Genomic DNA, 4,257 nt, shown 5'->3' with positions numbered 1-4,257 from the left:
GGTGAAGAACGGGCGGAACAGCTGGCTGGCCACCGTTTCGGGGATGCCCGGGCCGCGGTCCATCACGTCGATGACGGCGGCGCGCTCCTGGCGCGCCACGCGCAGCCGCACCCGTGCCGGTTCCTGGCCGACGCGTCCGTACTTGAGGGCGTTGTGGACCAGCACGGTGAGGATCTGATGCAGGTGGCGCGGGTCGACCAGGGCGTGCACCGAGGTTTCGGTGATGATCGGCTCGATGCTGTCCGTCTCCAGGGTGATGCCCTGCTTGTACTCCAGCACGAAGCGGCGCACGAACGCGGCCAGGTCCAGGTTCTCCGGGTTGGCGCGCTCGCGCCGGGCCAGGCCCAGCACGCTTTCGACGATGCCGTTGGTGCGCTGGCACTGCTGGTGGATGATCTGCAGCAGGCGCCGGTCGGTGTCGCCGATGGCGGTGGATTCCTCCAGCAGCTGGGCGGCGTAGTTGATCGCCGCCAGCGGGTTGCGGATCTCATGGGCCAGGCTGGCCGAGAAGCGGCCCATCGCCGACAACGTCAGCGATTCGGCGCGCCGGGAGACCACGGTGGAATCGTCCAGGAACACCAGGGTCAGGTCGCTGCCGGCCAGCAGGCGGGCGAAGCGCGGCTGCACTTCCGGCTGGTCGGGCGAGAGCTGCAGCGGGGTTTCCTCATTTTTCCAGCCGTTGCGCCAGCGCTGCAGGCGCCGGCTCAGGTCGGGCGAGGCGCTGCCCAGTTCCAGCCGGCCGCTGCCGCCGTCGCCGTCGGCGTCGCCGATCAGGGTCGAGGCGGCTTCGTTGGCCAGGGTGATGCGGTTGGCCCCGTCCACCACCAGTACGCCGGTGCGCATGCGGCGGATGATCAGCTCGTTGATTTCGAACAGGTTGGCGACCTCGTCGCCGCGCTGGTTGGCCAGCTGCTGGTTGCGGCGTGCGCGGTTGCCCACCTGGTAACTGACGTAGGCCAGGGCCAGGTAGCTGGTGACGAACATCGCCAGCTCGGCCAGGGTCCGGGTGGGGTCGCCGCCTTCCAGAAGCTTCCACAGGTACTCGCCGGCGGTGGCGGCGCTGGCGGTCAGCGCAATGCCCATGCCCAGCGGCAAGGGCAGCAGCGTGGCAGCGGCGGCGATGCTGAACAGCAAGGACATCGACAGGCCGGCGCTGGCGCCGGGCAGGGCATGGGCCAGCAGGGTGGCGGCGATGATGTCCACGATCACGCTGCCGATCACGATCGGGCGCAGCCAGCGCTCGTTGCGGCCGATCACCAGGATCAGCAGCGCCAGCGCCAGGTAGGCGCCGCTGACCACGCCGGCCAGGCGCGGGTGGTCGGCAGCACCGACCAGCGTGCTCAGCGGGCTGAACAGCAGGGCCGCGATCACGGCGGCAATCAGCAGGCGGTAGAGGGCAAAAAAGTACAGCTCGCGCTTCGGTATGGATTCGATGCGGTCGATCAATGAAGCACTGGGTGACACGCCGGAACTCCCCTTCAGGCATGTGGCCAGTGTAGAGGGTGTGGCCGTGCATGGGGTGCCGGTGGCGCTGATTGACGCCCGCGTCCATGGCACGTACCCCTTCCAGGGCCGGCCCCGTTGCGCACTGCCGCAGGGCCGTCGCCCGGGGCTGGGCAGGGCCGATGCCGCAACTGTCTGAAAAATCGCCGGAATCGGCCGCCCCGGGGGGCGGCCGACGCGCGTCTTTGCGCCTGCGCGCCGGCTCGTCCACAATAGTGGGCCCGCCGCGGTCCTTACCGGCGCCCCGTGAGGGAGCCTTGGAGATGCGTGCGGTCGTTCCTATACCCACGGTGACGCATGAATTTCCACGAATACCAGTCAAAACAACTGCTTGCCGAGTACGGCATTCCCGTCCCGGCCGGCAAGGTCGCGGCGACCCCGGATGAAGCAGTTGCAGCGGCCAATTCCCTGGGCCAGGGCCCCTGGATGGTCAAGGCGCAGATCCACGCGGGCGGCCGCGGCAAGGCTGGCGGCGTCAAGTTCTGCAAGACCACCGACGATGTGAAGGCCGCTGCGGCCAAGATGCTCGGCACCAAGATGGCCACCTACCAGACCGCCGGCGTCGAGCTGCCGGTGAACCTGGTGCTGGTGACCACCGCCGGCGAGATCGTCAAGGAACTGTACCTGTCGGTACTGGTCGACCGTGGCACCAAGACCATCACCTACATCGCCTCGTCCGAAGGCGGCGTGGAGATCGAGCAGGTCGCCGCTGAAACCCCGGAGCTGATCCACTCGCTCAACGTCGACTTTGTCGAAGGCGTGCAGGGTTACCACGGCCGTGATTTCGGCTTCAAGCTGGGCCTCACCGCCAAGCAGGCCGGCCAGTTCGCCAACATCATGGTGAACCTGTACCGCCTGTTCAACGAAAAGGACCTGGCGCTGGTTGAAATCAACCCGCTGGCGATCCTGGACGACGGCAACCTGTACGCGCTGGACGGCAAGTTCGACAGCGACGACAACGCCGCGTTCCGTCAGAAGGCCCTGGTCGCCATGCGCGACAAGACCCAGGAAGACGAAACCGAAGTGACCGCTTCGGAGCTGGACATCAACTACGTCACCATGGACGGCAACATCGGCTGCATGGTCAACGGCGCCGGCCTGGCCATGGCCACCATGGACGTCATCAAGCTCAACGGCGGCGAGCCGGCGAACTTCCTGGACGTGGGCGGCGGTGCGAACAAGCAGCGCGTCATCGAGGCGTTCAAGCTGATCCTGTCCTCGGACAAGGTCGAAGGCATCTTCGTCAACATCTTCGGCGGCATCGTCCGCTGCGACATGATCGCCGAAGGCATCATCGCCGCGGTCAAGGAAGTGGGCGTCAAGGTTCCGGTCGTGGTGCGCCTGGAAGGCACCAACGTGGAAGAAGGCAAGCAGCTGCTGCGTGACAGCGGCATGGCCATCATCCCGGCCGACAACATCAACGACGGTGCCAAGAAGGTCGTCGACGCTGTCAAAGCCGCCGCCTAATTTTCCACGGCATCGGATCGCCGGCAGCATCCTGACGTGTCCCCTTGATTTAAGGGGGCTGGCACGCCGCAACGCGGCGTGACGGGGGTTCTGGCGGCATGCGGTACGGACCTCGACCTGGTCGATGGCTCCTCCTCCGAAGCCGGCCCAAATAATTTACGAAGGACTTCAAGACATGTCCGTTTTGATCAACAAGAACACCAAGGTGATCGTGCAGGGCTTCACCGGCCAGCAGGGCACCTTCCACGCCACTCAGATGATCGAGTACGGCACCCAGGTTGTTGGCGGCGTGACCCCCGGCAAGGGCGGCACCACCCACATCGACCTGCCGGTGTTCAACACCGTTGCCGACGCCGTGTCGGCCACCGGTGCCAATGCCTCGGTCATCTACGTGCCGCCGCCGTACGCGGCCGACGCGATCCTGGAAGCGGCTGCTGCCGGCATCCAGGTCATCGTGTGCATCACCGAAGGCATCCCGGTGCTGGACATGCTGCGCGTCAAGAACGTGCTGACCCGTTCGCATCCGGACACCGTGCTGGTCGGGCCGAACTGCCCCGGCGTGATCACCCCGGGCGAGTGCAAGATCGGCATCATGCCGGGCCACATMCACATGCCGGGCAAGATCGGCATCGTGTCGCGCTCGGGCACCCTGACCTATGAAGCGGTCAAGCAGACCACCGAAGTCGGCCTGGGCCAGTCCACCTGCATCGGCATCGGTGGTGACCCGATCAACGGCCTGAACTTCGTCGACTGCCTGAAGCTGTTCAACGAAGATCCGCAGACCCTGGGCATYATCATGGTCGGCGAAATCGGCGGCGATGCTGAAGAAGCCGGCGCCGAGTACATCAAGCAGTTCGTGAAGAAGCCGGTCGTCGGCTTCATCGCCGGCGCCTCGGCTCCGGCCGGCAAGCGCATGGGCCACGCCGGTGCGATCGCATCGGGCGGCAAGGGCACTGCCGAAGGCAAGTTTGCCGCGATGGAAGCTGCTGGCGTTGTGACCGTCCGCTCGCCGGGCGACCTGGGCGCTGCCATCGCCAAGCTGGTGAAATAAGCCGCCCGCCGCGCGGTAGAGCCGAGCCATGCTCGGCTGCTCCAACGGTAGAGCCGAGCCATGCTCGGCTGCTCCAAACAGAAAGGCCGCCTCCGGGCGGCCTTTCTGCATTTTCGCCGCCCTCAACCCGCGCCCTCGGGTAGTGCCGGCCGCTGGCCGGCTCCGCACGATGCTGCCGGCGAATGCGTGGTTGCCGGCCGCTGGCCGGCACCGCACGATGCCGCCAACGATCGCGT

Annotated in this window: 3 protein-coding genes; 2 read left to right on the top strand and 1 reads right to left on the bottom strand. The window is 66.6% G+C overall.

Translation table 11 applies throughout. The features are described 5' to 3' along the window. Positions 1–1,464 (bottom strand): sensor histidine kinase (locus ACXJKH_RS16080; protein ID WP_457320789.1); only part of this gene is annotated, 1,464 nt, incomplete at its 3' end. Between the two features lie 336 nt (positions 1,465–1,800). On the opposite strand from ACXJKH_RS16080, the gene sucC reads away from it, so the two are divergent. Both sucC and sucD read left to right on the top strand, forming a co-directional pair. Continuing rightward, positions 1,801–2,970: an ADP-forming succinate--CoA ligase subunit beta gene (gene sucC / locus ACXJKH_RS16075; protein ID WP_256775511.1), complete on the top strand. Its 1,170-nt coding sequence runs from the start codon at positions 1,801–1,803 to the stop codon at positions 2,968–2,970. 175 nt (positions 2,971–3,145) lie between these two features. Beyond that, positions 3,146–4,021: a succinate--CoA ligase subunit alpha gene (gene sucD / locus ACXJKH_RS16070; protein WP_256775510.1), complete on the top strand. Its 876-nt coding sequence runs from the start codon at positions 3,146–3,148 to the stop codon at positions 4,019–4,021. Positions 4,022–4,257: the final 236 nt, after the last annotated feature.

The organism is Stenotrophomonas sp. P5_B8 (genome assembly GCF_054049855.1).
The sequence above is the reverse complement of the archived record's forward strand: the minus strand, read 5'-3'. Positions and strand labels throughout refer to the sequence as shown.

What these genes read in the sequence shown, in the direction of transcription:
- sucC (WP_256775511.1), top strand. Translation starts at nt 1,801, where the DNA reads ATGAATTTCCACGAATACCAGTCAAAACAACTGCTTGCCGAGTACGGC.